Below are 14,562 nucleotides of genomic sequence, written 5' to 3' on the forward strand. Positions count from 1 at the left end.
CGATTGTTAAGATCTATATTAACGCCTTTTTAGTTATTGAAATGACTGTATAGCTTCAAAGATATCTTGTCTTCTAACTGGCTTGGAAATGAATCCGTCCATCCCGGCATCCAGGCATTTATCTCTATCGCTTTCTAGCGCATGTGCAGTTAACGCTATAATTGGAGTCTTGAGGCCTTTATCTCGAATAAGTCTTGTTGCGGTAATTCCATCCATCACTGGCATCGAGACATCCATGAGAATCAAATCGATTAAATCCTCATTCTCTTCTAAAAATGTTAATGCCTCTGCTCCATGGCTTGCGATATGAACATTATGGCCAAGCTTATTTAAGATAAGCTTTATTACGAACTGATTCGACTCGGTATCTTCTACGACGAGAAGTTCCATTGCTTTTGTCGGTTGATTGGTTTCGATTCTAACTGGACGATTTTGATTGCAACGAGTCAAAACTGGAATCGAAATCGTAAAGGTTGAACCAACATGCTCATCACTTTTAACGGCAATCTTGCCACGCATCATTTCAACTAAATGCTTGGTTATTGCGAGCCCCAGTCCTGTACCACCGAAGCGTCTCGTGATGGAACGGTCTCCTTGATGAAATGCCGTAAACAAGTGCTCTTGCTTTGCTTTAGATATACCAATTCCAGTGTCAGATATTGAGATCACAAGTTCAGCATCTTGCTCAGATACAGAAACTTTTACTTCACCTTCGTCTGTAAACTTTATTGCATTCCCTATTAGATTAAACAGAATTTGAGATAACCGCGTGGAGTCAATCCAAAATTGTTTGTCATTAGTGACAGTACAGTTGAGCTTGAATTTAAGATTTTTCTTCTTAGCTATTTGTTTTTGCTGAGAAATAACAAAAGTGACAGTGTCTCTTAAGTTAATCCATTGTTCATTGAGCTGAAAGCGACCTGACTCAATTTTAGAAAGATCAAGAATGTCACTGATTATCGCGAGAAGTAACTCTGCAGAGCACTCCATTTGGCTCAAAGCATCAATTTGTTCTTCTGACAAGGTTGATTGCTTCAGTATATCTAGCATTCCAAGAACGGAATTTAAAGGGGTTCTTATTTCATGACTCATCATCGCTAAGAACTCCGACTTAGACCGGTTCGCAAGCTCTGCTTCTTCTCTTGCTTTAGCGAGCTGAGTTGTTCTTACTTCAACGATACGTTGTAACTTCTCTTTGGTCTCGATATCAATGACCGCCCTTTCAATTAAGGGACGAAACCGCCTCAAGGTTTCCTTATTCTCTATGCTAAAGTGCCCTTTCTGAGCTCCAATAAGTAGGATTACGGTTTGCGTTACTTCTGAACGTATACCAGTTAAAACGACCGAGTTTACATGGCTTTTTATAAAGCTGTTTAAGTTAACAAACTCAGCGAGTTTATCTGGCTCGAACAGTAGAATGCATTCACCATTGAGAGCTCTTTGATAGGTGTTACCGTGTAACCAGGATACATTATCAAATACGCTATTAGTTGATATCAATGTCTTGAAGGGATATCGTTCACCATCACGAGTCAGTACAATAAAATCATCGAAGTTGATGTACTTTTTGAGGACATTGTTTAATCCCGTAAATATCTCATGCCGATTCTTTGCCTCACTCATCGCAGATATCGCGGAAAGAATGGCCTTGTTTTCATCAGCGAGTAGTCGTTCTCTTTGTCTAGCCTGCTTTAGCTCAACTAACGCTTCTTGAAGCGCTTCCTGTTGATATATGTCTAAGTATTTATCTTTCATAAGGTTTATGGAATATAGCCGATGAAATCATCAGGTTTCCATGTCCATTCTCACCACCAATAAATCTACCTTGCTCGCCGAAAGTAAAAGGGCAAATAAAAGGCAAATGTTCTAGTTCTTGGTTAATTTGTTCACAAACGCTATTCATGTCTTGCATTAAGTGCAACATGGGACCTGCGCAAAAGATATTTATCACTCCAATTTTTCGAGACTCTTCTAATTTTTGGTTAAAAGCGGCATTGACGACTTTTGCAGCGCGCGCAACGAGATGCTCACGACTTCCTTTCATTAATGTGAGCTCGTCACCCTCTTCTATTCGTGTAAACAACTCGATTCCACCATCTGGCGTCTCACGGATCGGATGGGATAACTTGTAATATGGGCGATCATAGAGATGACCTGCGATCCGCCCTAATGGATAAGCACTCGAGTTTGTAAACAGCATATTATCTTTACCTACTTGGTTATCCTGGTGATTTGTCCACCTTCTATAAACATTGAGCGCAGGTTCATTATCAATTTCAAGTAAGCATCTATCGTTGGTCTTGGTTGCAACACCTTTGATATTAGTTGGTGTATGCCCAGCGCTAAAAGCGATATCAACAGGTTGAGAGGAGTAAAAGAGAGTTAAGCTTAAACCTGAAGTTTGAGAGCCTTGGGCGGTTATCACAGACCATTTCCCAGCGATGTTATTATCAGCGGCCGAACCACCAATAATTGGAATTAGAGTTCCAAATCTTTCATCTATAGACGCAATGATTGATTCCTCTTGCCCTGGTGTAGCATGAAGTAGAATTAAGTTTGGTACCTCTCCTACACGGTTTGCGTTCTCAAGGGCCATATCCAAAGCCTTGGTGACGCTGTCACCTGAGTTGTGATTAGAAATACCAGTACCATAAGCATGAGGACCTGTATCATAAACAGCAAGTGCCGCAATTACTGGTCCTGTATGAAAGCCCTGATCTGTCATTACGGCTTGACATGAACTGGCGCCATGAAAAGGCACACCAGGAAAATGCGCAAGAAACGCTTCTCGAATCAACTCGAAATTGTATTCTTCCGTGTAGTAACACATCACGTAAGACAAGTTCTGTTGTGTCAATTCGGACCTGAGCGTTTTTATCGCTGAGTCTTCATCTTTAATATGAGTAAAAACTGATTGGCAATGCATACGATTTTATAATTGGATATCACTCTGCTGTTATACCATTCCAACCAATTTTCTCTAGGTAAGAAGGTGTTAATTTCATTAATAAGTTACGATTATCTCGTGATAGATCGTATTTATAATTGAACTACAACAATGTTTTCACCTTTTTTAAAGGTGATTTTTTTCGATTCAGGCATGATGTCCCATTCTACTGACTTATGCTTTTCGTTGAGATTGATAAAATTACCAGATTGATTTAGATCAATTTTTAGAGTGCTACTTTCTGTCGTTTCGAGCGAAATTCCCATTGAGTCACGATTAATCGTGATTATTTCTCCTTCAATTGTTACATCGCATCGTTCTTTTTGTGAACAGTCAACGCTATTAACACTCTCGTGTGTAAAGGTACGCCAGAAAAATGCGCCTATTAAAACACTGAGCATGATTAAGATTTGTGCAAGTCGCGCCTTTGTTAACTTTTGTGCAGGCATAATTACTAATATCCTTGTTACAAACTTCAAACTTTTTAAATAAAAAATGATTTCCAGAGGTCCAGTAAGGTTACTACCCTGTCATTGAATTGTTAATTCAAGTATAGTGTCACGCTGAAAATGCCACTTTTTATTAAAGTCAGCAATGGAAATAAGGTGATGATAACACTTGAATTCTAGAGTTTACTTGGGTGGTGTTACGACGCAAGTCGTGTTGGAAGTAAAAGTGTAGTTAATTAGAAATTGGAAGCATGCAAATGAGCCAAGTAAAGCAGCTTGAACAAAACTACAACTATACAGTCGTTCGCCAATTTACCCTTGTGACCATTTTATGGGGCATAGTTGGTATGGCTGTTGGTGTTTTGATTGCCGCTCAATTAGTTTGGCCACAGCTAAACTTTGATACGCCGTGGTTGACGTACAGTCGCTTACGTCCACTGCATACTAATGCGGTAATTTTTGCGTTTGGTACCAGTGCTCTGTTCGCAACGTCTTATTATGTTGTACAGCGCACATGTCAAACACGTCTTTTTGGTGGCCCACTCGTTGCCTTCACCTTTTGGGGTTGGCAAGCAATCATCCTGGCAGCAGCCATTACTTTGCCTCTCGGTTTAACATCGGGTAAAGAGTATGCTGAGCTAGAATGGCCTATTGATATCGCAATTGCGCTAGTATGGGTATCATATGCGGTGGTGTTCTTCGGCACACTAGTGAAGCGAAACACGTCACATATTTATGTGGCAAACTGGTTCTTCGGTGCCTTTATTATCACAGTAGCAGTACTTCACATCGTGAACAGCATGGCTATTCCTGTGTCACTTGGTAAATCTTACTCGATTTACTCGGGCGCAGTGGATGCGATGGTTCAGTGGTGGTATGGACACAATGCGGTAGGTTTCCTACTGACCGCTGGTTTCCTAGGTATGATGTACTACTTCGTTCCTAAACAAGCTGAACGTCCTGTTTATTCTTACCGTCTATCTATCGTTCACTTCTGGGCACTTATTTCTCTATATATTTGGGCAGGCCCTCACCACCTTCATTATACAGCGCTACCAGACTGGACTCAGTCTCTAGGTATGGTTATGTCGCTGGTTCTATTTGCTCCTTCTTGGGGTGGTATGATCAACGGTATTATGACGTTATCTGGTGCATGGCATAAGCTTCGTTATGACCCTATCCTACGTTTCCTAATCGTTTCACTGTCGTTCTACGGTATGTCTACCTTTGAAGGCCCGATGATGTCGATTAAGACGGTTAACGCACTTTCTCACTACACAGACTGGACCATTGGTCACGTTCACTCTGGTGCGTTAGGTTGGGTTGCGATGGTTTCTATCGGCTCTGTATATCACTTGGTACCTCGCCTATTTGGCCAAGAGCGTATGTACTCTGTTGGTCTAGTTAATGTGCATTTCTGGCTAGCAACAATCGGTACCGTTCTTTACATCGTTGCGATGTGGATCTCTGGTGTAATGCAAGGTCTTATGTGGCGCGCGGTTAACTCTGACGGTACGCTAACTTACAGTTTTGTTGAATCTGTAGAAGCGTCTTATCCGTTCTACTTTGTACGTTTCCTAGGCGGATTTATCTTCCTATCTGGTATGTTCCTAATGGCATACAACACGTACAAAACGGTAAGTGCACCTAAAGAAAGCCTAAAAGCTATCCCACATCCGGCATAAGGAGATTTAAGAATGAGTAATAATTCTAATAATCGCCATGAAATCTTAGAACGTAATGTCGGTTTGTTGGCTATTTTTATCGTGTTTGCTATCAGTTGGGGTGCTCTTGTAGAGATCACTCCTCTGATTTTCCAAAAGCAAACGACTGAACCTGTAGAAAATCTGCGCGCTTACACTCCTTTGGAGATGGAAGGCCGTGATATCTACATCCGTGAAGGTTGTAACGTCTGTCACAGCCAGATGGTTCGTCCTTTCCGCTCAGAGACTGAACGTTACGGTCACTACTCTGTTGCTGGTGAGAGTGTTTGGGAACACCCATTCCTTTGGGGCTCTAAGCGTACAGGCCCGGATTTAGCTCGTGTTGGTGGTCGTTATTCTGACGAATGGCACCGTGTTCACCTGTTAGATCCTCGTGAGCTTGTTCCTGAGTCAAACATGCCAGGTTTCCCGTGGCTAGCTGAAAACGTTTTAGACGGTAAGCTAACTCAGAAGAAACTTGAGCTATTTCGTGATCAGTTCGGCGTTCCATACACTGATGAAGAGATCGCGAATTCGGCTAAAGAAGTAGAAGGTAAAACAGAGATGGATGCAATCATCGCTTACCTTCAGTCTCTTGGTCATGCAATGAAGTAAGGGGATCATATGGATTTCGGTACAATTCATAGTATTTATACCGTTGTACTCTTCGCTAGTTTTATTGGCATCGTATGGTGGGCATTTAGTAAAAAGCGTAAAGCACGCTTTGAAGAAGATGCCAACTTGGTGTTTGCTGACGAAGAACAAAAGACCCCTAATAACCAAGGAGTGAAGAAGTAATGACTACATTCTGGAGTCTCTGGATTATCGTGATTACTGTCGGTACGCTAGTAGGCTGTGCGATTCTCCTGACTTGGTGCGCTAAAGATAAAATGGGCGTCGAGGAAGGGGAAGACATGGGCCACGAGTACGATGGTATTCGCGAGCTAAACAACCCTCTACCAAAGTGGTGGACTTACCTGTTTGTAAGCACATTTGTGTTCGCAGCAGTTTACCTTGCCCTATTCCCAGGTCTAGGTAGCTTCAAGGGCTTTTTAAACTGGCAGAGTTCGGCTCAAACCGTTCGCTCACTAGAAGAGTCAAAAGAAGCCATCGCTGCAGCACAAGAGAACAAGCAACTAAACCAATATGCAAAAGAACTGGATGATGCCGACGCTTACTTCGGCGAAGCATTCCGTAAACTTGCGCACAATGACAGTGGTCTACGCCCAATTCCTGAAATTGCGCAAGATCCTGAAGCATTAAAAGTTGGTCAGCGTTTGTTTTTGCAAAACTGTTCTCAATGCCATGGCTCTGATGCACGTGGTCAGAAAGGCTTCCCTAACCTGACTGATGATGCATGGCTATATGGTGGCGAGCCAGCAGCGATCGTTACAACCATCATGCACGGCCGTATTGGTCAAATGCCAGCATGGAAAGATGCCCTTGGTGAGCAAGGTGTTCAAGAAGTTGTAAGTTACACACTTAGTCTATCTGGTCGTAAAGTAAATGCTCGTGAAGCCACGGCAGGTAAAGCACGCTTCGTAGTGTGTGCAGCTTGTCATGGTACCGATGGTAAGGGTAACCCTGCAGTCGGTGCGCCTGACCTTACAGACCAAGACTGGTTATTTGGTGACTCTCGTGCAGCTGTAACAGAAACCGTAATGAACGGACGCTCAGGCGTAATGCCTGCGTGGAAAGACATTTTGGGTGAAGATAAAGTTCAGCTCGTTGCCTCATATGTCTGGAGTTTAAGTAACTCAGAGAGTAAGTAACTGAGATATTACGTAACATAGCAATAACAGCCCCTTTCATAGGGGCTGTCTTTCCTTTAAATTTAACGCCTTACATTTTTTCATTTAGCTGTTGAGAACTTTTTTATGGTAAAGCCTTGGTATAAACAATTTTGGCCGTGGTTCCTAATCATCCTTCCTCTTACTGTCGTAGTTTGGACTGTGATTACTGTGGTCGTTTTCTCGAACAACTCTGTTTCTTTAGTCGCCGAGGATTACTATAAAAAAGGCAAAGGCATTAATATCGACATTAGTAAAATGAATGTCGCTCGTGGCCTAGGTCTTAACGCTGAGATTTCCTCTGAAAATAACAATGTTGTGATTGTTTTCGCTAAAGGGAAGCTACCTCATTACCCTGCTCTAACGGCCACTTTCACTCATCGTACTCTTCCTGATCGTGACTTCACAAAGCTTGTAACAGCGGATGCATCTGGTAATTACCGACTAAAAGCTGAGGAATCTATTCAAGGACCATGGTTTGTTGAACTACAACCACACGACAAGCAATGGATGATCCAAGGTAAAGTGGAGTTTCCTGCCTCTTCAACACCGTTAATGAAGTAAGCATATGTGTAAATCCTGTTATCACTGCGGTGAAGATGTACCAGCCAACACGGATTTCAAAGTAGAAATATTGGGTGAAATTCGCGACATGTGTTGTCCGGGCTGCGAAACTGTGGCGCAGACTATTGTCGATAGTGGTCTTGTCTCATATTACCAATACCGCACTGCGCCTGCAGAAAAGGCAGATCTAGTACCAGAGCAACTCCAAGCTTTAATTCATTATGACAATGCGGATGTACAATCTGAATTCGTACGAAATCGCGAAAATGTTTCTGAAGTAACCCTTTCTTTAGAAGGCGTTTCATGTGCTGCTTGTGCGTGGTTAATCGAAAAGCAAGTTTCCAATACAGCCGGGTTGGTATCTATTCGTGTTAATACAACCACCAATCGAGCGTTACTAGCCTGGGATAAAACTCAGGTACGGTTAAGCGAGCTCCTTTCCGTTATTCATAAACTTGGTTACAAAGCTGCACCTTTTGAAGCAGATAAGCAAGAAGCCTCTTACCATCGAATGATGAAGCAATATCTATATCGGCTAGGTATTGCAGGTTTAGCAACCATGCAGGTCATGATGCTCGCCGTTGCACTGTATCTCGAAGTCTTTGGTGATTTAGAGCCAGAGTTTAAAAGTTACTTTCGTTGGGTAAGTTTGATTTTTGCTACTCCTGTTTTGCTTTATTCCGCTCTTCCATTTTACTTAAACGCATGGCGCAGTATCAAAGGCCGAACCCTTGGTATGGATGTCCCGGTTTCTATCGCGTTGATCTTTGCCTATGTTGCAAGTTTAGTTGCAACAGTAACTGAACAAGGCGAAGTCTTCTTTGAATCTATCTCGATGTTTACCTTCTTTTTGTTAGTAGGTCGATTCTTAGAGATGCGCGCTCGTCGCAAAGCTGCTGCAGCGAGTGGTAACCTTCTTAAGTTGATTCCGGCAATTGCTACAACGCTGGACGGTGATCAGATACCCGTGAAGACGCTAAAAGTTGGCGATCGTATTCGCGTTCTACCTGGTGAACATATCCCCGCTGACGGTAAAGTTATTTCAGGCCGTATTCATATTGATGAATCCATGCTAACGGGTGAGTCAGTGCACGTTGTGAAACGAGAAGGCGATATTGTTTATGCGGGAACGCTAAACGGAGACGAATCATTTGAACTTGAGGTAGTAAGCTCAAAGGCCGATTCAATGATTTCTAACATCGTGCGTTTACAAGATGAAGCTCAACACTCCAAACCTAAAATTGCGGAAATTGCAGACATTGTCGCCCGTTACTTTGTTGGTGTGATTCTTATTATCTCTGCTGGTACTTGGTTTTACTGGCATCAAACAAAACCAGATGATGCGTTTTGGATCATGCTGTCTGTGTTAGTTGCTACATGCCCATGTGCGCTATCTCTGGCCACTCCGACCGCTCTCACTTGTGCTACCTCTAGAATGGGTAATTTTGGCATTTTGCTTCGTAAAGGCCATGTGTTTGAGACACTATGTAAGATCAACCACTTAGTTGTAGATAAAACAGGCACTCTAACGAAAGGTGATATTGAGGTCTGTGAAACAAAGGTACTTAGTGATCTCCCACAGAAAGATTGTCTATCACTAGCTGCAGCTTTAGAGGCTCATGCAAACCACCCTATCGCTCGTTCTTTTGCAACTTACACCAATGATGACTTTATCGTGTCTGACGTGCAAAACGTGATTGGTTCAGGGATTGAGGGTATGTGGAATGGCAAAATCGTTAAGATAGGTAGTGCTGCTTTTGTTCAAGGCAAAGAAAGTGGTGAAAGCCAGGCGGTCTATCTGTCGGTTGATGGCAAGCATGTCGCTAGCTTTTACTACCGCGACCCTATCCGAAAAGAAAGCAAAGCCTTTATTCAACGTTTTGCTGACGCTGGAATTAAGACAACCCTGCTAACTGGTGATTCTCTCTCAAACGCCCAACCAGTGGCGAATGAAATTGGTATCGATCACATCGTCGCGTCAGCAAAGCCAGAAGATAAGCTTGCATACCTTAAGAGCTTGGACGAAAACAGTATCACTATGATGGTTGGTGATGGAATCAATGACGCGCCGACTCTCGCCGGAGCTCACCTTTCTGTCGCAATGGGCGGTGGTACAGATGTCGCTAAAGCTTCTGCAGATATGACGTTACTTGGGGATAATCTCGAAAAGCTACTAGAAGCACGTTTGCTTGCACTGCGTACAAGAAAGATTATTCGAGAAAACTTGGCTTGGTCTTTGGGTTACAACCTGTTAATTTTGCCTTTGGCGGTCGCAGGTTTAGTGGCTCCCTACATTGCAGTAGTTGGCATGTCTGCAAGCTCAATTATCGTTGTATCTAACTCTTTGCGCCTGCTCAAAGAGAAATAAGTAGAGAAAGCAAACATGGAAAGTCTTTATATATTGATTCCCATCGCTATCGTTCTCGTTTGTGTTGCTGTCGCCGTTTTTCTTTGGGCGGTAAGAAGCGATCAGTTTGAAGATCTTGAACGGCAAGGGCACAACATTCTTCTCGACGAAGAAGACCAATCTAATAGTGATAAAAAGTAGCGACCTTTATGACTCCTGATTTTATCGGTGCGTTGATGATCGGCTTAGTAGGAGCCGGTCATTGTATGGGTATGTGTGGTGGTATCGCGTCTCTGCTTGCCATGGGCTCTTCTGCTAAAAATAAAACTACCCCTCTTATCCCCCTCTTCTACAACCTCGGACGATTGATCAGTTATACCTTAATAGGAGCATTAGTGGGTGGTGCTATATCAGGTTTATCTGAGCTTAGTGGGTTAACGCATTCTCTTGCTTGGTTAAGGCTGATTGCTGCGTTATTCATGATTCTGGTCGCGCTGTATATTGCTAAATGGTGGCAAGGCTTACTTTTAATAGAAAAGCTAGGGCAGTATCTCTGGCGCTTTATCTCGCCAGCAGGGAAGAGTTTGTTGCCATTAAAGCATCCTCTTCACGCGTTGCCATTTGGCTTTATTTGGGGTTGGTTACCATGTGGTTTAGTTTATTCAGCGCTTACTTGGTCGGCGGTTTCTGGTAGTGCGATGAACGGCGGCCTAATTATGCTTGCGTTTGGGCTCGGAACGCTACCTGCAATGCTTATTATTGGATACGGTGCCAATCATTTTCAGAAATTACAAAAATCATTAATATTTAGAAATATTTCAGCATTAATCCTTATTGGCTATGGTACGTATACCGCCGTAGGAGCCTTAGCATTACTCGGTTTCATATAACGTTAAACTCTATTGAGGTGACATTTTTGCTACCCTTTAGGATTAAGCGATGCTAAAATATTGATGTATATCAAATAGTGAAAGGTTGTTATGATTTCTGAAAAACCTGCAACAAAGCGTATCCAATCAGGCGGTTGCGCCATTCATTGCCAAGATTGTAGCATTAGTCAACTGTGTATCCCGTTCACTCTAAATGAGGCAGAACTTGACCAGCTTGACCAAATCATCGAACGTAAGAAGCCTATTCAAAAAGGACAAGAGCTTTTTAAGGCCGGTGATGAGCTAAAATCGCTATACGCTATCCGCTCTGGTACCATCAAGAGCTATACGATCACAGAGCAAGGTGATGAGCAAATCACAGCGTTTCACTTAGCTGGAGACTTAGTCGGTTTCGATGCTATCACTGGTGACTCCCACCCTAGCTTTGCTCAAGCACTCGAAACGTCGATGGTATGTGAAATCCCATACGAAATTTTAGACGATCTATCGGGTAAGATGCCTAAGCTTCGCCAGCAAATCATGCGTTTGATGAGTAACGAAATTAAAGGTGATCAGGAAATGATTTTGCTTCTTTCTAAAAAGAATGCAGAAGAGCGACTAGCTGCTTTCCTTTACAACCTATCAACGCGTTTTTCTCAGCGTGGCTTCAGCCCTAGAGAGTTTCGTTTAACTATGACTCGTGGTGATATTGGCAACTACCTTGGTCTTACAGTCGAAACGATCAGTCGTTTGTTAGGTCGTTTCCAGAAATCTGAGATCCTAAGCGTAAAAGGTAAATATATCACTATCTTAGACCACGATGCATTGATGGAACTTGCTGGTGTAACTAAAGAATAATACACGCTAATTATTGATGTAGCTCGAAAATGAGCTACATCATATTTCTCATAAATTCCTTTCGAAAGTCCTCAAAAAGTTCTCCAAACTAAGCTACAGTAAAAATGTACGGTGAGTACTCCAAAATACTGATTTAATTTACATTCAGTATCTGGTTTTGCAATAGAAGTGGGCTTAGTTATGAGTATATACAGTAAGATCCTTGTTGTAGCTGACATCAATAATGATGAGCAGCCCGCACTTGCAAGAGCTGTTCAATTAGCTCAGAAAAGTGTATCTAGGAGCCGAATCACTTTCTTTTTATCCATTTACGATTTCTCGTATGACATGACGTCAATGCTATCAGTGGATGAAAGAGATGCTATGCGTCGAGGTGTCATTCATCAGCGTGAGCAGTGGATGCGTAAAATTGCTCAACCATACCTAAACGATGGCTTCGACTTTGATGTTTGTGTTGTCTGGCACAACCGTCCTTATGAGGCGATTATTGCTGAAGTCTACGCAGGCAATCATGACCTAGTCATCAAAGGCACACGTAAGCACGACGTGTTAGAATCTGTGATTTTCACTCCGACCGATTGGCACTTGTTACGTAAATGCCCTATCCCAGTACTTCTGATTAAAAATGCAGATTGGCCGGAACAAGCAAGTATCCTTGCCTCAGTACATGTGGGCTCAGAAAACCCGACTCATATTGATCTCAACGATACGATGGTCGAGCGATTAAAAGAAATCACCACTCGGCTTGAGGCCAAGCCATATCTTGTTAACGCCTACCCCGTTACACCGGCGAACATTACGATTGAACTTCCTGAATTTGACCCAACGACTTATACCGATGCAGTGCGAGGTCATCATTTAACGGCTATGAAAGCACTACGCCAAAAACATGGTCTTGATGAAGAACAAACGATAGTTGAGCAAGGTTTACCTGAAGATGTCATTCCGGCAGCTGCAGAGCGCTTGAATGCTGCAATGGTTATTTTAGGTACTACAGGGCGAACTGGGCTTTCTGCTGTCTTTATTGGTAATACAGCGGAGCACGTAATTGATAAAATAAATTGCGATGTGTTGGCTCTAAAACCAAAAGGCTACATTAGTCCTCTCGATCCAAATACAGCAACCTAATCTCTCCTTAGTATTGCTATGTATTGAGCGCTTTCAAATAAGCGCTAATAAATCCCCCCGAATACAGGGGGATTTTTGTTTGGGAACAGTTAAAGCGTTGGGTACAAAAAAGGAGGTCTAATTGACCTCCTTTTTTACAAGTTAGATGTTCGTAACATCGATGAACATTGATTCATCAATATTCGTCGAAGAAACGACAGCCTCATTAAACTCATACTCTTCGCGGTTACCTTCACGATCTAGCGGTAAGTTAACAAAGTCGAACAATTCGCGGTCTGCTAGTTGGCTTGGGCTTACGTTTTGAATTGATTTAAAAATTGCTTCCACACGGCCTGGCGTCTTCTTATCCCATTCAATCAACATTGCTTTTATAGATTGACGCTGAAGGTTCTCTTGAGAGCCACAAAGATTACATGGAATTATTGGGAAATCCTTATGCTCAGCGTATTTGATCAGATCTTTTTCACGACAGTAAGTCAATGGACGAATGACCACGTTACGGCCATCATCAGAGCGTAGCTTTGGTGGCATCGCTTTAAGGCGAGAGCCGTGGAACATGTTCAAGAACATTGTTTCGACGATGTCATCCATGTGATGACCTAGCGCAAGCTTAGTTGCACCAATCTTCTCTGCAAATGAATACAGCGTACCACGTCGCAGGCGTGAACACAGACCACAAGTGGTTTTGCCTTCTGGTACCTTCTCTTTTACGACGGAATACGTGTCCTTATCGACAATATAGTAAGGGATATTCAGTGTTTCGAAATACTCTGGCAGAATGTGCTCAGGGAAGCCCGGTTGTTTTTGGTCTAGGTTTACTGCAACCACTTCAAATTTGATCGGTGCGGCTTTTTGAAGATTCAGCAGGATATCAAGCATCGCGAATGAATCTTTACCACCGCTAATACATGCCATCACAACATCGCCTTCTTCGATCATGTTGTAATCAGTAATGGCATTTCCAACATGTCTTCTTAGGCGTTTCTGAAGCTTGTTGAATTCTAGGGTTTCTTTTCTTGTATCTATTTGGTTCATTGCGGGCTCTCACATCGCCGATAAATCGACTAGGACTTCCTAACATGGGTTTCTTTGGGGCGTGGATTATACGAGCTTTTTACACAGGATTAAATGCTTGTCTTATTGAGTCTTTAAGAAAAGAGTGTGAAAGATACTTTAGTTACGGTCAAAATTAAAAAAGAGCTGCGATTGCAGCCCTTTCTAAACGTTCAGTGTTCATTTCTTTGCGTTAGGTAGATAAGGTAACACTCGCATCGTCGGTTCTGGTAGTGCCATTGTGCCACCTTGCCCTATTTCACTTAGTGCGACTTGTATCTTGCCATTGACAATTGGCTTTTCGGTTCCGTTTGAGAAAATCACTTTATCATTCAGTTGATTTGCAAACTCCATCGTCACACCTTGAACTTCCGGTGTAAACCAACCCGCAAACATACCGCCTAAATCTTCCAGCATCGTCTGCATTTGAGGTAGAAGAGGCTTAATTTGCTCGTAAGAAACGTTACCCTGTAATGGTTCTTTGGTCATCACGACAAGTGAGTAATCGCAACGTGTATCTTTTGGGGTATCGACAAAAACCAACGGATTTGCTGACTTTAAGTTTTTATCAACTGGTAAAGGCAACTCTTGTGAAGCAGGGATAACAAACTCTTCATAGTGCTCTTCTTTTTCCATCCAAGCTTTTTCTATCGTACAAATTTGCTTAGTTTTTGCGTCCACAAAAAAGACACCAACTTTCACATCGTCATGCCCTTCTTTATTGTTGTTTTTTAGTTGAGTATATAACTTTGAGTATGTGAACATGTACTCTTGAGCTTGGGTTATCGGCGATGCAAGAATTAGCGCCGTACTTCCCAACAGACTTAGGCTTAACTTTTTCATTTTATCCGTTA

Annotated in this window: 15 protein-coding genes; 10 read left to right on the forward strand and 5 right to left on the reverse strand. The window is 42.5% G+C overall.

Features of this window, described 5'->3' with window-relative positions; translation table 11 throughout:
- Nucleotides 1–33 precede the first annotated feature (33 nt).
- The 3 genes from R7P74_RS00290 to R7P74_RS00300 form a co-directional block, all read right to left on the reverse strand.
- Nucleotides 34–1,755 carry an ATP-binding protein gene (locus R7P74_RS00290; protein WP_158156477.1) on the reverse strand — a complete coding sequence of 574 codons (1,722 nt, stop codon included), beginning with the start codon at nucleotides 1,753–1,755 and terminating at the stop codon, nucleotides 34–36.
- Nucleotides 1,745–2,926: an FIST signal transduction protein gene (locus R7P74_RS00295; protein WP_017634895.1), complete on the reverse strand. Its 1,182-nt coding sequence runs from the start codon at nucleotides 2,924–2,926 to the stop codon at nucleotides 1,745–1,747. The genes R7P74_RS00290 and R7P74_RS00295 overlap by 11 nt, the downstream gene beginning before the upstream one ends.
- A 113-nt stretch (nucleotides 2,927–3,039) precedes the next feature.
- The gene (locus tag R7P74_RS00300; protein WP_005377473.1) at nucleotides 3,040–3,396 is read right to left on the reverse strand and encodes a hypothetical protein; all 357 of its coding nucleotides are present in this window, start codon (nucleotides 3,394–3,396) and stop codon (nucleotides 3,040–3,042) included.
- A 257-nt stretch (nucleotides 3,397–3,653) separates the two neighbouring features.
- Here R7P74_RS00300 and ccoN point away from each other — a divergent pair, with 257 nt between their 5' ends.
- From ccoN to uspE, 10 genes are all read left to right on the forward strand, one after another.
- Nucleotides 3,654–5,081: a cytochrome-c oxidase, cbb3-type subunit I gene (gene ccoN / locus R7P74_RS00305; protein WP_005396488.1), complete on the forward strand. Its 1,428-nt coding sequence runs from the start codon at nucleotides 3,654–3,656 to the stop codon at nucleotides 5,079–5,081.
- Between the two features lie 12 nt (nucleotides 5,082–5,093).
- Complete coding sequence (ccoO, locus tag R7P74_RS00310) at nucleotides 5,094–5,714, forward strand: cytochrome-c oxidase, cbb3-type subunit II (protein ID WP_005377475.1); 621 nt, start codon at nucleotides 5,094–5,096, stop codon at nucleotides 5,712–5,714.
- A 9-nt stretch (nucleotides 5,715–5,723) separates the two neighbouring features.
- Nucleotides 5,724–5,897, forward strand: coding sequence for a cbb3-type cytochrome oxidase subunit 3 (locus R7P74_RS00315; protein WP_005377485.1), 174 nt, complete (start codon nucleotides 5,724–5,726; stop codon nucleotides 5,895–5,897).
- Complete coding sequence (gene ccoP / locus R7P74_RS00320; RefSeq protein ID WP_225472927.1) at nucleotides 5,897–6,871, forward strand: cytochrome-c oxidase, cbb3-type subunit III; 975 nt, start codon at nucleotides 5,897–5,899, stop codon at nucleotides 6,869–6,871. The genes R7P74_RS00315 and ccoP overlap by 1 nt, the downstream gene beginning before the upstream one ends.
- Before the next feature lie 105 nt (nucleotides 6,872–6,976).
- Nucleotides 6,977–7,453: a FixH family protein gene (locus R7P74_RS00325; RefSeq protein ID WP_318122482.1), complete on the forward strand. Its 477-nt coding sequence runs from the start codon at nucleotides 6,977–6,979 to the stop codon at nucleotides 7,451–7,453.
- A 4-nt stretch (nucleotides 7,454–7,457) separates the two neighbouring features.
- The gene (locus tag R7P74_RS00330; protein ID WP_225472926.1) at nucleotides 7,458–9,821 is read left to right on the forward strand and encodes a heavy metal translocating P-type ATPase; all 2,364 of its coding nucleotides are present in this window, start codon (nucleotides 7,458–7,460) and stop codon (nucleotides 9,819–9,821) included.
- Between the two features lie 15 nt (nucleotides 9,822–9,836).
- The gene (gene ccoS, locus R7P74_RS00335; RefSeq protein WP_005377493.1) at nucleotides 9,837–10,001 is read left to right on the forward strand and encodes a cbb3-type cytochrome oxidase assembly protein CcoS; all 165 of its coding nucleotides are present in this window, start codon (nucleotides 9,837–9,839) and stop codon (nucleotides 9,999–10,001) included.
- Between the two features lie 8 nt (nucleotides 10,002–10,009).
- Nucleotides 10,010–10,690: a sulfite exporter TauE/SafE family protein gene (locus R7P74_RS00340; protein WP_318122484.1), complete on the forward strand. Its 681-nt coding sequence runs from the start codon at nucleotides 10,010–10,012 to the stop codon at nucleotides 10,688–10,690.
- A 90-nt stretch (nucleotides 10,691–10,780) separates the two neighbouring features.
- Nucleotides 10,781–11,527 (forward strand): FNR family transcription factor, encoded by a 747-nt coding sequence (locus tag R7P74_RS00345; protein WP_005377497.1) that lies wholly within the window; start codon nucleotides 10,781–10,783, stop codon nucleotides 11,525–11,527.
- Between the two features lie 180 nt (nucleotides 11,528–11,707).
- Nucleotides 11,708–12,655 (forward strand): universal stress protein UspE, encoded by a 948-nt coding sequence (gene uspE / locus R7P74_RS00350; protein ID WP_213914992.1) that lies wholly within the window; start codon nucleotides 11,708–11,710, stop codon nucleotides 12,653–12,655.
- A gap of 141 nt (nucleotides 12,656–12,796) precedes the next feature.
- Here the strand turns inward: uspE and ttcA are convergent, their stop codons facing one another.
- Both ttcA and R7P74_RS00360 read right to left on the reverse strand, forming a co-directional pair.
- On the reverse strand, nucleotides 12,797–13,690 hold the full coding sequence (gene ttcA / locus R7P74_RS00355; RefSeq protein ID WP_005377502.1) for a tRNA 2-thiocytidine(32) synthetase TtcA: 894 nt from the start codon (nucleotides 13,688–13,690) through the stop codon (nucleotides 12,797–12,799).
- A 198-nt stretch (nucleotides 13,691–13,888) separates the two neighbouring features.
- Nucleotides 13,889–14,551, reverse strand: coding sequence for a DUF2987 domain-containing protein (locus tag R7P74_RS00360; RefSeq protein ID WP_318122486.1), 663 nt, complete (start codon nucleotides 14,549–14,551; stop codon nucleotides 13,889–13,891).
- Between the last annotated feature and the right edge of the window lie 11 nt (nucleotides 14,552–14,562).

It is taken from the genome of Vibrio sp. 2033 (assembly GCF_033339735.1).